We start from the raw sequence: 13,563 nt of genomic DNA on the forward strand, positions 1-13,563 counted from the left end.
ACGGCGGCGACTCACCCCTCCTCACGACCGAACATGATCCACATCAGGCTGGCCCGCCGCCACCGCAGTGATCATTTTGTTAGGACCTCTTAGCCCACCCCGGACAGCCGGACCGCAGCCACCCCCGACAGCCGGCACCGCTGCCACCGCACACGGCCACACCGTCGCAGGCCCGGCCCAGCCACCAGCGCAGCCCCACCCAGCCGGCCTGGACAGTCGCCATGCCTGGCCCGCACTTCCGGCGCCCGGCGCATCCACGCGCCTCTTTCGCGCGCCCGCACACCAAGTCGAGCGGCTCTCCGTCCGCCCCTTCGCCACTACCCCGCCGCCCCTCCCTCGCGGCCCATGGCCACCCCCTCGCCGGCTCCATCTTCGGCACGCACTGCGCATCCCTTGCGCCGAAAGGAAATGACATGACCGACAACACCGCCACCGACACCACCAACGCCACTCCTACCGCCACCACTACCCGAGTCGTCCTCGTCACCGGCGGCAGTGGGGGGATCGGGCGGGCGGTCGCCGAGCGGCTCGTCGCCGACGGTTTCGCGGTGGGCGTGCACTACGCCGGCAACAAAGGCAGGGCCGAGGCGATCGTCGCCGACATCACCGCTCGCGGCGGGCAGGCCATCGCGGTCGGTGGGGATGTCGCCGACGAGCACGACATGAGCGCCGCCTTCGACGCCGTCGAGGCCGCGTTCGGCGGCGTCGACGTGGTCGTGAACACCGCCGGGACCATGGTCCTGGCGCCGATCGCCGAACTGGACCTGGACGACCTGGACCGCGTGCACCGCACCAACGTCCGCGGCACGTTCGTCGTGTCACAGCAGGCCGCCCGCCGCCTCCGCCGGGGCGGCGCGATCGTCAACTTCTCCACCTCGGTCACCCGCACCCAGCTGCCCACCTACGGCGCCTACGTCGCGAGCAAGGCCGCCGTCGAGAGCATCACCCTGATCCTCGCCCGCGAACTGCGCGGCAAGGACATCACCGTCAACGCGGTCGCACCCGGCCCCACCGCGACCCCGTTGTTCCTGCGGGGCAAGGACGACGACCTGATCGCCAACTTCGCCAAGGCCACCCCGCTCGAACGGCTCGGCCGGCCCGAGGACATCGCCGACGCGGTCTCGTTCCTCGCCGGCCCCGCCCGCTGGGTCAACGGCCAGGTCCTCTTCGCCAACGGCGGCCTCGCCTGATCACCACACCTCCGTCCACACCGGAAGGAACCGCCATGAGCAACGTCATCGTCATCACCGGCGCGTCCAGCGGCTTCGGCGCCCTCACCGCCCGTGCCCTCGCCGACACCGGCGACACCGTCTACGCCGGGATGCGCGAGACCACCGGCCGCAACGCGCCCCGGGTCCGAGCCGCCGCCGACTACGCCCGGCAGCACGGCGTCGACCTCCGCGCGATCGAGCTCGACGTGAACTCGCAGGAGTCCGTCGACGCCGCCATCGCCCGGATCGAGGCCGAGCACGGCCGCGTCGACGTCCTCGTCCACAACGCCGGCCACCTGGCCACCGGGCCCACCGAGGCGTTCACCCCCGACCAGCTGGCCGAGCTGTACGACGTGAACGTGCTGAGCACCCAGCGGGTCAACCGCGCCGTGCTGCCCGGCATGCGCCACCGCGGCCACGGCCTGGTGATCTGGGTGTCCAGCTCCAGCGTCAAGGGCGGCACCCCGCCGTACCTCGCGCCGTACTTCGCGGCCAAGGCGGGCATGGACTCGCTCGCGGTGAGCTACGCGGGCGAACTCGCCCGCTGGGGCGTCGAGACGTCCATCGTCGTGCCCGGCTCGTTCACCTCGGGCACCAACCACTTCGCCCACTCCGGCCGCCCGGCCGACACCGCCGTGGAGGCCGAGTACGGGACGAGGTACGCCGGGCTGGTCGAGCAGGTCGCCGACAAGCTCGCCGCCCTCGCGCCCGAAGACGCCGACGCCTCGCTCGTCGCCGACGAGATCGCCCGGATCGTCGCCCTCCCTCGCGGCGAACGCCCCTTCCGGGTGCACGTCGACCCGGCTGACGACGGCTCCGAAGAGGTCTCCGAGGTCGCCGACCGCGTCCGCCGCGACTTCCTCACCCGCATCGACCTGGACGACCTGCTCACCGTCCAGCCGGCCGGGTAGCCGACAGCTCGTCAGGGCCGATTGTGCAAGCTGCGCCGGGGCACACGTCCGAGAGTTGAACTCGGTCGACACTGAAGCTATAGAGGTTATTGGGCAAGATCGGCCGACCGGGGCCGGGCTTCCAGGACGTCGCGCAGCGGCACGGTCGGCCGTCCGATCAGACCGGCGAGCGCGGGGTCGACCCGGGCGAACTCGCCTTGACGACTCGCCGCGAACATCCCCACCAGCAAGTCCGCGACGTGCTCGGGCAGACCGTGGGTGACGAGCCCGGCCCGGTAGTCGTCGTCCGGCACGACGACCCGGCGGATCGGCCGGCCCGTCGCCTCCGACGCGATCGCCGCGACCTCTGCCAGGTCCACCGCCACCGGACCGGTGAGGGCCGGCGTCACGCCGTCGAAGACGTCCTCGGTCAACGCGAGCGCCGCCGCCTCGGCCAGGTCGTCGTGGGACGTCCAGGACACCGGGCCGTCCTCCGGCGCGGCCAGCTCACCCGTCTCCGCCGCGCCACCGAGCAGCATGGCCACGGTCGACGCGTAGAAACCGTTGCGCAGCGACGTGAAAGCGAGGCCCGACTCCCGCAGCACCACCTCCGTGGCGGCGTGGTCGACCATCGGCGCGAAGGGCGACGACGGGTTCGAGCCCACGTGGCTGGTGTAGACGACGCGCTCGGCCCCGGCCTTGCCGGCGGCGTTGATCGCGGTCTCGTGCAGGCGCACCGCCGTCTCGCCGCTGTTGTCCACCGACACGACCAACACCCGTGACGCGCCCTCGAACGCGTGCGCCAGGCTCCCCTCGTCCGCGAAGTCGCCCTGCCTGACCCGAACGCCCCGCTCCGCCAGCCCGCGAGCCCGCTCCGCCTCGCGGACGCACACACCGATCCGGTCCGGCCCGACCCGGCGCAGCAGCCGTTCCACCACCGCTCGACCGAGCTTCCCGTTGGCACCACTGACGATGATCATGCGACCAACCCTGCCCGCGACGCCGCCGTGCCGGAAGGATCAGCCGGCACCGGGTTGTTACCCTCAGGGACATACCGATCGGAGGTAGGTGGGCTTGGAGTCACGTCCCCTGCGCTACTTCGTCGCCGTCGCCGAAGAGCTCAACTTCACGCGCGCGGCCGAGCGGCTGGGCATCTCGGCCCCTCCCCTGTCGCGCACGATCCGCAAGCTGGAAGCGGAGTTGGGTGTCACGCTGTTCGAGCGGACCACCCACAGCGTCGCGCTGACGGCCGCGGGCTCCGTCCTCCTCGACCAGGCCCGGATCGCCCTCGACGCGCTGCAGGCGGCCGGCCGGCGAGCACAACGCGCCGCGGAGCCGAAGCTCGTCCTGGCGGTCAAGGCCGACAGCGACGCGGGGCTGCTGGAGGCCATCCTCGCCGGGTACGCGGCCGACCCGGCGTCGTCCTTGCCGGTCGCGGTCCGCCTGTGCCGGTGGGGCGAGCAACCCGGACTCCTGCGCCAAGGAGAGGCCGACGCCGCCCTGATCTACGAGCCGTTCGACCGCACCGGCCTCGACGCCGAGACCGTGGCCGTCGAGCGGCACGTCGCCGCCGTCCCGACCGACCACCCGCTCGCGGCACGCGGGCACGCCACCCTCGCCGAGCTCGGGCTGCCCGTCGACGACGCCACGCGCCTGGACCAGCTCCACCACTACCTCGACGGGATCGTCGCCCGGCACGACGTCCGCGACCTGCCCCAACTGCTCAAGCTGGTCGAACTGGGCGAGCTGGTCACCCTGCTGCCCGAGTCCGTGATCGACCGCTACCCGCGACCGGGGATCGCCTACCTCGACGTGCCGGACGCGCCGCCCGCGACCCTCTCGATCGCCTGGCCCCAGCAGTCCCGCTCGACGGCCACCGCGGCACTCGTCCGCGCGGCCACCCGGTGACGACTCGCCGACCGCCAGGAACCGGACGGGCGTTTCGACCGACCACTGTGGTGAACCGGAACCGGGGAGGTCACCGTGGAACGTCGTGCGTTCTTGCGCGCGTCGGCGCTGTCCGTCGGCACGATGGGAGCAGTGGGGACGATGTCGGGTGGTGCGGCCACCGCGTCGGCGGCGACGCCGCTGCGGGTGCAGGTGCTGCTGTTCGACGGGGTGGAGGAGCAGGACTTCATCGCACCGGTGGAGGTGCTGGGCCTCGCCGGGCGGATGAGCGGCGGCGCGTTGACGACGACCTTGGTGACCACCGGTCGTCCCGGCACGGTCACCTGCACGTACGGCACCAAGGTCCAGGTGGCCGCGGGCTGGTCGCCTGAGCAGGCGGACGTGCTGGTCGTGCCCGGTGGCGGGTACGCCGACAAGACCGGGCCCGGGGTCAACCGGCTCATCGCCGACCAGGGCTTCCTGCGCCGCCTGGCCGCCGCCGACCTGCTGCGGGTCGGCATCTGCACCGGGACGATGGTGCTGTCCGCCGCGGGGTTGACCAAGGGCCGCAACGCGACCACGCACACCGGCGCGAAAGCCGACCTGGCCGCGCAGGGAGCCACCGTCGTCAACGCCCGCGTGGTGGACGACGGCGACCTGATCACAGGCGGCGGCATCACCTCCGGGCTGGACGTGGCGCTGTGGCTGGCGGAGCGGTTCCTCGGCGCGAAGCTCGCCCAGCGGGTGGAGACGGTCCTGGAGCACGAACGGCGCGGCACGGTCTGGCGCGGCTGAGCGCCTCGACCGGCGGTTGCCGGGAACCGAACGCCCCGTGCCGACGACCTCTACGTCCGGGAGCCGACTTGGCCACCTACCTGCGTCCGATCGGGCGGTGACGGCAGTGCTCGACCACCCCGGCTTACCGGTGCACGACCACATCACCGACGCGGTGAAGACGCCGTCGCTCGTGCGGTTGTCCCCCGGCATCGTGCTGATCCGCTTCGAGACGTTGAAGGTTTACGCCGCTCTGGGCGCGGTCCGGCACCTCCTCGACACCGGGGTGGTCCACAGAGGACAGACCCTGGTCGACAGCTCCAGCGGCATCTACGCGCTGGCGCTGGCGATGGCCTGCCACCGGCACGGGTTGCGCTGCCACATCGTCGCCTCCACCACCGTGGACGACACCATCCGCGCCCAGCTGGAGATCCTCGGCGTCACCGTGGACCAGATGCCGCCGTCGGACGACCTGCGGCTGGACCAGAACCGCCGGGTCGCCCGGGTCCGCGAACTGCTGGCCCGCGACCCGGACCTGCACTGGATGCGGCAGTACCACGACCCCGTCCACCACCTGGGGTACGCCGAACTGGCCGAGCACCTGCGGCGCGCCCTGCCGGCCGAGGCGCTGACGGTGGTGGGCAGCGTCGGCACCGGCGCGTCCAGCGGCGGGCTGACCCGGTCGTTGCGGCGGCACGACCCGGAGGTGCGGCTGGTCGGCGTGCAACCGTTCGGCAGCGTCACGTTCGGCAGCGAGCGGTTCACCGACCCCGACGCCATCATCGCGGGCATCGGCAGCGCCATCCCGTTCGGCAACGTGCACCACGAGCTGTACGACCGCGTGCACTGGTTGGACTTCCAGCACGCCATGGCCGCCACTGTCGGGCTGCTGCGCGAGCACGCCGTGTTCGCGGGCCTGTCCACCGGCGCCGCGCACCTCGCCGCGCGCTGGGAAGCCGAACGCGACCCCGGCCGCACGCACCTCGTCATCGGCGCGGACACCGGCCACCGGTACGCGGCCCGCGTCTTCGCCCGTCACCGCGAAGCCCTCGACCCGGCGCTGCTGGCGCCGGTGGAGATCGCCTCGCTCGACGACCTGGCACCGCCGTGGGCCGCGATGGACTGGGCGCGCCGGGCCCACGGTCCGCGGGTGCCCGCGCAGGAACGCCGGAAGGACCCCGTGCCGTGACGATCGCGCTGCTGGAAGCCCTCACCTTCGGCCTCGGCAGGCTCGCCGACGCCGCCGGGGACGCGGGCCACGACCTGTGCCTGCTCACCGGCGACCGGTCGATCTACACCCACGAACTCCGCACCCTCGGCCCGGACCGGGTGCGCGTCGTCGACATCGACACCGCGGACGTGACGGCGTGCGAGGCGGCCCTGCGCGCGATACCGGACCTGGCCGGGTTGATCAGCTCCACCGACACGTGGGCCGTGCCGGGGGCGGAACTGGCGCGGCGACTGGGTCTGCCGGGACCCGACGTGGACGCGGTGCGCGTGCTGCGGGACAAGGGCGCGGTCCGCGCGTTGCTGCACGAGCACGGGCTCAGCCGCGGCGGGCCGGTCGACCCGACGTCGGACGACGGGTTCCCGTTGGTGGTCAAGGATTCCGCGGGCACGTCGTCGCGCGCCGTGTGGCTGGTGCGCACCCGCGCCGAACTGGACGACGCGTTGCGCGAAGCCGAACGCACACCGCTCAAGGGCAGGCTGATCGCCGAACCGTACTTCGCCGGGCCGCTCTACAGCGCCGAGACCGTCACGTGGGCCGGCCGCACGCGGCTGCTGGGCGTGTTCAGCCGCCAGCTCTCGCCCGAACCGGTGCGACGGGAGGAAGCCGCCGCGTTCCCGGTCGCGTTCCCCGCCGCCGACCTCGCCGAGCTCGGCCGGTGGATCGCCCGGGTGCTGGCCGTCGCCGGCCACGAACGCGGGTTCGCGCACACCGAGTTCGTGCTCACCGCCGACGGGCCCGAGGTGGTCGAGGTCAACGCGCGGATCGGCGGCGCGCTCGTCGGCGAGGCGCTGTGCCGGTCGCTGGACGTCAACGTCTACGACGCGATGGTCTCGATGGCGCTGGCGGTGGAACCGGCGTTGCTGACCGAGCCGCTCAAGCCCGGCACCGGGGTCGCGTTCGTCCTGGCCTACCCCGCGCGGGCGGGTGTCCTCAGTGGCTGGTCCGGGCTCGACCGGGTGACCGGCCTGCCCGGCTCGCCCGAGTGGTACCCGACCGCGAGTCCCGGTGACGTGGTCGAGCACCTGACCGACCAGCGCTCGTGCACCGGGATCGTGCTCGCCGAGGGCCCGACCGCCGAACTCGCCCTGCACCGCGCGCTGGCCGCCGCGGGCGCGATCACGCCCATCGTGTCCACCGCTCAGGCAGCACGCCGGTGAGCCGCGCGCTGGCCGCCGCGGGCGCGATCACGCCCGTCATGTCGAACGATCAGGCGGCACGCCGGTGAGCCGTGGGCCTCAGGCCGCCCCGGCCCCGCTTCCCCGCGCGCGGCGGCCGGTCGTCTTCCGACTCGTCCGAGCCGTCGTGCTCGTCGTGCTCGTGCTTGGCCGGTGTGCCGGGCGTCGGCTGGTCGCGGTGCGCGCGGTGGACCAGGAACAGCAGCACCAGACCGGCCAGGACCGGCACGTGCGTCAGCACGCGGGCCGCGGTCGTGGCGCCGGTGAGCAGGTCGTGCGCGGAGAACGCGGCGAGCACCGCGACGAAACCGCCGAGCGTGGGCAGCAGCCCGGCGGCGCGGTGCGCGTGCACGGCGGCGACGAGCAAGCCGATGCCCAGCGCCAGGTTCCACGCCGCGCCCTCGTTGAACAGGTGCCCGGAGATGCCGTGCGCGGGCGGCGACGTGGCGCCCGCGAGCAGTTGCGCCAGCGCCAGCCACAACTGGACGATCGCGACCGCGGCCAGCGCCAGGCGCGGTGTCAGGGCGACGTGGCGCGGCGGCGCGTCCGCCAGCACGGCGGCGACCAGGTCCGGCGCGGGCTGCGCCGGGCGCACCCGGATCGCCCTGGTCAACGCCTGCGCCCGGACCAGCCACGTCGAGCAGTCCGCGCACTGCTCGACGTGCGCGTCCACTTCGGCGGCGGGCGCGGGCTCGGCTTCGCCGTCGAGGCGCGCGGACAACACTTCACGGCAGGTTCGGCAGTCCACGCCCCAGTAGTCGCTCCATTCGGCGCACGAGTTCCCGACTTTCTGTGGTTACGATTCGAAGTCGTGACCTCCCCCAACGTGACCAACCCCGACGACGAGGTGACGCGCTGGGCGTTGCGGGCCCGTGCCGGCGACCGGGACGCGCTGGAGCGGTTCGTGCGGGCGACGCAACGGGACGTATGGCGGTTCATCGCCCACCTCGCCGACGTCGGCGTGGCCGACGACCTCGCCCAGGAGACCTACGCGCGCGCCCTGGTGAGCCTGCGCCGGTTCGCCGGGCGTTCGTCGGCCCGCACCTGGCTGCTGTCGATCGCCCGCCGGGTGGTGGTCGACCAGGTCCGGATGGCGCGGTCACGGCCGCGGCTGTCGCCCGGCGCGGACTGGGAGCGCGAGGCGGACCGGCGGCCGGTCGGGTCCGGCTTCGAGGACACCGTCGAGCTGAACCTCCTGCTGGACGCGCTCGACCCGGATCGCCGCGAGGCCTTGGTGCTCACGCAGGTGCTGGGACTGTCCTACGCGGAGGCGGCCGAGATCGCGGGCTGCCCGGTGGGCACGATCCGGTCCCGCGTCGCGCGGGCGCGTGACGACCTGCTGCGCGCGACCGGCCGGTCCGGCGCCACCGAGGTCGGCTGAGCGTCCGTGCGACCCGACGTCCGGTCCGGCCGGCCGCTGGTGCGCGACGCGGCGTTCCTGCGGTTGTGGATCGGGACCACGGCGTCCGGGTTGGCCACGTGGGCGTTGCCGTTCGTGCTCGGGTTCGCCGTGCTGGAGCGGTCGATGACCGCGGTGGAGCTGGGGATCGTGCTGGCCGCCCGGACCGCCGGGTTCCTGGTCGCGGTGCCGGTCGCCGGTGTGCTGGCCGATCGGCACTCCCGGCGTCGGGTGGTGTGGTGGGCGGGACTGGTCGCCGCGGTCGCCTCGCCGGTCATCGCGGTCGGGTTGGGACGGTCGGTCGTGGTGATGGCCGTGGCGGCGGCCGTGGTCGGCGCGGGGCAGGGCGCGTGCCGACCGGCGTTCCAGGCGCTCACGGCGGAAGTCGTCGCCCCCGACCGGCGGCGGCGGGCGAACGCGGCGATGACGTTGGCGGTGCGGGTCACCACGTTGGTCGCGCCGGGCCTGACGGCGTTGCTGGCGCTGGTGGTCGACACACCGGCGTTGATCGTCGCGACGGCGGTGCTGTGGTTGGGCGCGGCGGTGATCCCTCCTGCCGGCGGAGTCGTCGTCCCGGTGGCCCGTCGACGTTTCGCGGTCGAGTTCTTCGAGGGGGTCCGCGAGGCGCGGCGGCACCCGTGGTTCGTCGCGGGTCTGGGCGCGTTGACCGCGGTGATCGCCACGGGCTACTCGGCGACGGGTGTCGTGCTGCCCCTGGTGAGTCGCGACCGGTACGGCACGGGTGCGGTGCTCGCCGCCGCCATGACCGCGTACACGGTGGGCGCCTTGGGTGGCGCGATCATCGCCGGACGGTGGGGTTCCCGGGCGCAGGGCTGGACCGCGTTGGCGGGGTTGGCGTGCTACGGGTTCGTGCCGTTGAGCCTGTTGCTGCCGGTGCACGCGGTGGTCGTCATCGCCGCGTACGTGGTGGCGGGGGTGGGGATCGAGCTGTTCAACGTGCCGTGGTTCACCGCCGCGCAGCGCGAGGTCGAGCCCTCGGCCCTGGCCAGGGTGTCGTCCTTGGACTTCCTGCTGTCCTACGGTCTCGCGCCGGTCGGCCTGGCCCTGATCGCACCGGCGATCGACGGGTTCGGCGCGGGCGTCGTCCTCGCCGTGTGCGCGGTGGTCTGCTTCGCCGCGCCGGCCGCCGCCGCGCTCGTGCCGTCCGCGCGCGACTTCCGCTGACTCACGACGCCCGCAGCTCGTCGCGCAGCGTGCGGGCGACGTGCGCCATCAACGCCTCCGCCCCGGGCTGCACCACGGCGGGCACGCGCGACTCGGTGAGCGCGGCGACGGCGAACGCCCGGCCGTCGGCGTGCTCGACCACGCCGACCTCGTGCCGCAGGTTGAGCAGCGTGCCGGTCTTGGACGACCACCGTGACGCGTCGGAGCTGAAGTCGGGTGCGAGCCGGTGGCGCAACGCGTTGTCCCCCATCAGTTCCCGGACCCGTCCGGCGACGGCGGGCCGGATCGTGGTCGGCCGCCACACGCCGTGCAGGAGGTCGACGAACGCGCGGGCGGAACCGGCGTTCGCGCGGCTGATGTCCAGCTGCGTCACCGGGTGCCCGCGCCCCTCGGTCGCGGCCGCGATGGCCAGCGAGTGGGCGAGGTGGCCCTCCGCCGGGGTGAACCGCTCGGCGGGCGTGTCGACGAGGTCGCGCATGAGGTGGCGCACGGCGATGCCGTCGTGGCCGAGCCGGCGCAGCTCGGCGGCGACCGCGTGGGGCGGGGTCAGCGCGAAGAGGGCGTCGGCGGCGGTGCTGTCGCTGATCGCGATGCTCAGGTAGAGCAGGTCGTCCAGCGCGATCGTGGCGGGGTGGCGGAACTTGGGCAGCCCGATCGGGCCTGGCGCGGCGACCCGGTCCGGTGGCACCACGACCGGGGTGGCGGCGTTGAGCTCGCCCCGGTCGACGCGTTCCAGCGTGGCGATCGCGAGCGGCACCTTGACCAGCGACGCGACCGGGTACTCCACCTCGGCGTCGAGGCCCAGCTCGTCGCCGGTGTCGAGGTCTCGCACGAGGAACGAGCCGCGCAGGCCGGCGTCCTCCAGCACTTCCCGCGCCGCACGCAGGACCTTGGTCGTCCCCATCGTCACGCTCCTGCGGCCGGGACGCCGAGGCAGTGCCCGATCGCGGCGGGCGGCAGGTCGCGGATCCGGCGGGCGTCCTCGCGCAGCCCGGCCGCGACGTCGTAGCCGCGGGCGAGGTCCAGCTCGCCGACCGGCCGCCAGTGCAGCCCGAGCTCGTGGGCCTGGCCCGGTGAGCAGAGCAGGAGGTCGGTGGAGCCGAGCACGTCGGCGGTGGCCGCGACCAGCGAGGCCGCCACGACCACCTGGGCGGGTTGCAGGCCGACGGCGTCGCGCAGGCGCGTGAGGCGGTCGCGGACGTGCGGCACGTCGTCCTCCGGCTGGAGCCGGATCCGCCGCCGGCGGGCGTTGCGCTCGGCTCGGCCGGCGCGCAGGGTCTCCACGTAGACCGCCGGGACGGGGCCGGGGTCGGCGTGACCGGCGAGGCCGAGCGGCACCCGCCAGGCGCCCTCGTCGGGCGGCACGGCGACCAGCGCGGCCCGGACGTCCAGCGTGCGGGCCAGCTCCGCGCGTTCGGCCGGACCGGCCGGGCGCGGGTCCAGGTCCAGGTCGTGGCGGCGGGCGTCGGCGACGAGCCGGGCCAGCGGGCGCGGCGCGCACACCTCGGGCACGGCCAGCCGGAAGGGGCGCAGCTTGGCGCGCTCGGCGTCGTGCTCCATCGCCTCGGCGAGGTCGACCAACCGCCGCGCGGAGGGCAGCATCTCCCGACCGAACGGCGTCAGCGCCACGCTCCGCGAGGTCCGGGTGAACAGCCGGGCGCCGAAGTGCCTCTCGAGCGCCGCCACGCGCCGGCTGGCCACGGACTGCGGTATCCGCGCCGCCGCGGCGCCGACGGTGAAGCTGCCGTGCCCGCTCACGGCCACGAACGCCTTGCACGCCTCGACCACGTCCACGAGCCGCGACTATGCCAGATCGGCATCGATGCCCGCCTCGGTGTCTTGGACAGCATCCACGACCGCCTGTGAAGCTCGACGGCGTGACACCGCCGTACCGAACCGTCAGCCGCCGTGCGTTCCTGGGCGCGGCGGCGCTGCTCCCGCTGGCCGGCTGCGCGCGGGAACCGGCGCCGCCGTCCGCGCCCTCCTCCGCGCCGGTCGGCACGTCCGCCGCCTCCCCCACTCCTTCCGCCGTGCCGCACGATCACCTGATCGGGCTGGAACGGGAGTTCGACGCACGACTGGGCGTGTACGCCGTGGCCACGGGCACCGGGGCGACCCTGGCGTACCGGGCGGACGAGCGGTTCGCGTTCTGCTCGACGTTCAAAGGGCTGGCGGCGGCCGCGGTCCTGCACCGCAACCCGCCGTCCCACCTGGACACTGTCGTCATGTACACCGAGGACGACCTGATGGCGAGTTCCACCATCACCCGGCAGCACGTGGCCACCGGCCTGACCCTCCGCCAGGTCTGCGACGCGGCGGTCCGCCACAGCGACGGCACGGCGGGCAACCTGCTGCTGCGCGAGCTGGGCGGCCCGGCCGGGCTGACCGCCTACCTGCGCACCCTCGGCGACACCGTCACGCGATCGGACCGGTTCGAGCCGCACCTCACGACCGCCGTGCCGGGAGACCCCCGCGACACGACCTCGCCCCGCGCCATCGGCGCCGACTACCAGCGGATCGTGCTCGGCGACGCCCTCGGGCCCGACCAGCGCGCGTTCCTCCGCGACCTGCTCGAGCGCAACGCCACCAAGGCCGGCGCGCACCGCGTCCGCGCCGGCGTGCCGCAGGGGTGGGCGGTGGCCGACAAGACCGGCACCGGCGATTACGGCACGGTCAACGACATCGCCGTGGTGTGGCCGCCGGACGCCGCGCCGCTCGTGGTCTCGATCATGTCCAGCAAGGCGACCGCGGACGCCGGGTACGACCAGGCGCTGGTCGCGAAGGCCGCCGCCTACGCCGTGGACTCGTTGACCTGATGCGACGCGTCGTGATCGGTCTGCTGCTGGCGCTGCTGGCGGCCGTGGCCTCGGTGGGCGCGCTCGGCGCGACCGGCCGGGTCGTCCTGGTCCACCACCCGGTCACCGGACGCCCGGTGGCGATCGTGGAGGAGGTGCCGGGCCCGGAGACCGGGCAGGTCTGCCCGCTGGACGCGCGGTACGTCGACGAACGGCCCGACGGCCTGCGCCCGGACGTGCTGGAGGCGTGGCGCCGGTTGCGGGCCGCCGCCGGCGCGCAGGGCGTCGGGCTGTGCCTGAACGACGGCAAGCGGAGCACCGGCCAGCAGCGGCGGGAGTTCGAGGACGCCGTGCGGCGGTTCGGCACCGCGGAGCTCGCCGCGCGGTACGTCCTGCCGCCGGAGAAGTCCATGCACGTCAAGGGGATCGCGGTGGACGTGCAGCCGCTCGAGTCGGCCGCCTGGGTCGAGCGCAACGGGTCCGCGTTCGGCTGGTGCCGCCGCTACCTCAACGAGGAGTGGCACTTCGAGCACGACCCCGCGTACGCGACCGCCGGCTGCCCGCCCATGCTGCCCAGCGCGAGCGGCTCCTGAACGCTCAGGCCCACGGGATCGTGGCCTGGAGCACCGCCTCGGTCAGCGCCCGCGTGCGCAGGTGCGTGACCTGCTGGTACTCCGGGTCGGCGACCATGCGGCCGAACGCCGCGCGGTCGGGGTAGCGGACGATCACCACGGCGTCCCAGCTCTGCCCGTCCTCGGCCACCAGCGCGGTGGAGCCCGCGCCCGCGTAGAGGACCTCCGCGCCGTAGCGGGGCAGGAACGTCTTGCGCAGGTGCCGCGCGTACTCCTCGTACGACGCCACACCGCCCTCGGCGAACCGCAGCAGGTTCAGCATGACGACCGGACCGCCGGGGTCCTCGGCCAGCAGTCGCTTCAGGTCGGCGCCACGCGGGTCCACAGCCATGCCGACAGCATGGACGCACGCGATCACGTCCGCATCGGTGAGTCCACCTGCCG

15 protein-coding genes are annotated in these 13,563 nt (G+C 74.0%); 10 read left to right on the forward strand and 5 right to left on the reverse strand.

What is annotated here, in order from left to right:
• Window positions 1-413 precede the first annotated feature (413 nt).
• Both ACZ7GX_RS37985 and ACZ7GX_RS37990 read left to right on the forward strand, forming a co-directional pair.
• Window positions 414-1,190 carry an SDR family oxidoreductase gene (locus ACZ7GX_RS37985; protein WP_498784262.1) on the forward strand — a complete coding sequence of 259 codons (777 nt, stop codon included), beginning with the start codon at window positions 414-416 and terminating at the stop codon, window positions 1,188-1,190.
• 35 nt (window positions 1,191-1,225) lie between these two features.
• Window positions 1,226-2,122, forward strand: a complete 897-nt coding sequence (locus tag ACZ7GX_RS37990) for an SDR family oxidoreductase (RefSeq protein ID WP_498784264.1) — start codon at window positions 1,226-1,228, stop codon at window positions 2,120-2,122.
• Window positions 2,123-2,208: 86 nt separating this feature from the next.
• Here ACZ7GX_RS37990 and ACZ7GX_RS37995 read toward each other — a convergent pair whose 3' ends face one another.
• Window positions 2,209-3,081, reverse strand: coding sequence for an SDR family oxidoreductase (locus ACZ7GX_RS37995; protein WP_498784266.1), 873 nt, complete (start codon window positions 3,079-3,081; stop codon window positions 2,209-2,211).
• An 88-nt stretch (window positions 3,082-3,169) separates the two neighbouring features.
• Between ACZ7GX_RS37995 and ACZ7GX_RS38000 the strand changes: the two genes are divergently transcribed.
• From ACZ7GX_RS38000 to ACZ7GX_RS38015, 4 genes are all read left to right on the forward strand, one after another.
• Entirely contained in the window at window positions 3,170-4,009 is an 840-nt protein-coding gene (locus ACZ7GX_RS38000; RefSeq protein ID WP_498784268.1) for a LysR family transcriptional regulator, read from the forward strand.
• A 75-nt stretch (window positions 4,010-4,084) separates the two neighbouring features.
• On the forward strand, window positions 4,085-4,783 hold the full coding sequence (locus ACZ7GX_RS38005; RefSeq protein WP_498784269.1) for a DJ-1/PfpI family protein: 699 nt from the start codon (window positions 4,085-4,087) through the stop codon (window positions 4,781-4,783).
• 97 nt (window positions 4,784-4,880) lie between these two features.
• Window positions 4,881-5,951: a pyridoxal-phosphate dependent enzyme gene (locus tag ACZ7GX_RS38010; RefSeq protein ID WP_498784271.1), complete on the forward strand. Its 1,071-nt coding sequence runs from the start codon at window positions 4,881-4,883 to the stop codon at window positions 5,949-5,951.
• Window positions 5,948-7,150 carry an ATP-grasp domain-containing protein gene (locus ACZ7GX_RS38015; protein WP_498784273.1) on the forward strand — a complete coding sequence of 401 codons (1,203 nt, stop codon included), beginning with the start codon at window positions 5,948-5,950 and terminating at the stop codon, window positions 7,148-7,150. The genes ACZ7GX_RS38010 and ACZ7GX_RS38015 overlap by 4 nt, the downstream gene beginning before the upstream one ends.
• A 49-nt stretch (window positions 7,151-7,199) precedes the next feature.
• Here the strand turns inward: ACZ7GX_RS38015 and ACZ7GX_RS38020 are convergent, their stop codons facing one another.
• The gene (locus ACZ7GX_RS38020; protein ID WP_498784275.1) at window positions 7,200-7,916 is read right to left on the reverse strand and encodes a zf-HC2 domain-containing protein; all 717 of its coding nucleotides are present in this window, start codon (window positions 7,914-7,916) and stop codon (window positions 7,200-7,202) included.
• A 63-nt stretch (window positions 7,917-7,979) separates the two neighbouring features.
• Here ACZ7GX_RS38020 and sigC point away from each other — a divergent pair, with 63 nt between their 5' ends.
• Window positions 7,980-8,549: an RNA polymerase sigma factor SigC gene (sigC, locus tag ACZ7GX_RS38025; protein ID WP_498784277.1), complete on the forward strand. Its 570-nt coding sequence runs from the start codon at window positions 7,980-7,982 to the stop codon at window positions 8,547-8,549.
• 6 nt (window positions 8,550-8,555) lie between these two features.
• Window positions 8,556-9,752, forward strand: coding sequence for an MFS transporter (locus ACZ7GX_RS38030; RefSeq protein WP_498784279.1), 1,197 nt, complete (start codon window positions 8,556-8,558; stop codon window positions 9,750-9,752).
• Window position 9,753: 1 nt separating this feature from the next.
• On the opposite strand, the gene ACZ7GX_RS38035 is transcribed toward ACZ7GX_RS38030, so the two are convergent.
• Window positions 9,754-10,656, reverse strand: coding sequence for a serine hydrolase (locus ACZ7GX_RS38035; protein ID WP_498784281.1), 903 nt, complete (start codon window positions 10,654-10,656; stop codon window positions 9,754-9,756).
• 2 nt (window positions 10,657-10,658) lie between these two features.
• Window positions 10,659-11,546 (reverse strand): LysR family transcriptional regulator, encoded by an 888-nt coding sequence (locus ACZ7GX_RS38040; RefSeq protein ID WP_498784283.1) that lies wholly within the window; start codon window positions 11,544-11,546, stop codon window positions 10,659-10,661.
• An 83-nt stretch (window positions 11,547-11,629) separates the two neighbouring features.
• Here ACZ7GX_RS38040 and bla point away from each other — a divergent pair, with 83 nt between their 5' ends.
• Together bla and ACZ7GX_RS38050 are read left to right on the forward strand one after the other, a co-directional pair.
• Window positions 11,630-12,568, forward strand: coding sequence for a class A beta-lactamase (gene bla, locus ACZ7GX_RS38045; protein ID WP_498784284.1), 939 nt, complete (start codon window positions 11,630-11,632; stop codon window positions 12,566-12,568).
• The gene (locus tag ACZ7GX_RS38050; RefSeq protein ID WP_498784286.1) at window positions 12,568-13,140 is read left to right on the forward strand and encodes a D-alanyl-D-alanine carboxypeptidase family protein; all 573 of its coding nucleotides are present in this window, start codon (window positions 12,568-12,570) and stop codon (window positions 13,138-13,140) included. Before bla ends, ACZ7GX_RS38050 begins: the two co-directional genes overlap by 1 nt.
• Window positions 13,141-13,144: 4 nt before the next feature.
• Here ACZ7GX_RS38050 and ACZ7GX_RS38055 read toward each other — a convergent pair whose 3' ends face one another.
• The gene (locus tag ACZ7GX_RS38055; RefSeq protein WP_498784288.1) at window positions 13,145-13,510 is read right to left on the reverse strand and encodes a DUF1330 domain-containing protein; all 366 of its coding nucleotides are present in this window, start codon (window positions 13,508-13,510) and stop codon (window positions 13,145-13,147) included.
• Between the last annotated feature and the right edge of the window lie 53 nt (window positions 13,511-13,563).

The organism is Actinosynnema sp. NPDC037264, from assembly GCF_055603705.1.